This is a genomic window from Pseudoalteromonas fuliginea, assembly GCF_000690055.1.
GTDB lineage: Bacteria > Pseudomonadota > Gammaproteobacteria > Enterobacterales > Alteromonadaceae > Pseudoalteromonas > Pseudoalteromonas fuliginea.
Window position 1 is genome coordinate 1 of sequence record NZ_JJNZ01000131.1, and the last position, 443, is coordinate 443.

Here is a 443-nt window from a genome sequence, read left to right on the forward strand (position 1 = left end):
TGTCCCTGAGGCCATTAACGAATGTTGGTCAATGGATTTTATGCACGACCAATTATCGGACGGCAGAGCGTGTCGCTTGTTCAATGTGATTGATGATTTCAATCGCGAAGGACTCACAATAGATGCTGACTTATCACTCCCCGCTGAGCGTGTTATCCGCTCACTCAATCAAATTATAGAATGGCGTGGTAAGCCAAAAGCTATCAGGTGTGACAATGGGCCTGAATATATTAGCCATAAATTAGCAGAGTGGGCGTTAAATAATAATATTGAATTACGATTTATTCAACCAGGTAACCCGCAACAAAATGCTTATGTAGAGCGGTTTAATCGCACGGTTAGGTATGACTGGCTAAGTCATTATATTTACAGTGATATTAGTGAGTTACAAGATAAAGCAACCGATTGGTTATGGACTTATAATAATGAACGCCCTAACATGG

1 protein-coding gene is annotated in these 443 nt (G+C 40.6%); it reads left to right on the forward strand.

Annotated elements, in window-relative coordinates:
• Positions 1–443 (forward strand): IS3 family transposase (locus tag DC53_RS00440; protein ID WP_033032333.1); only part of this gene is annotated, 443 nt, incomplete at both ends.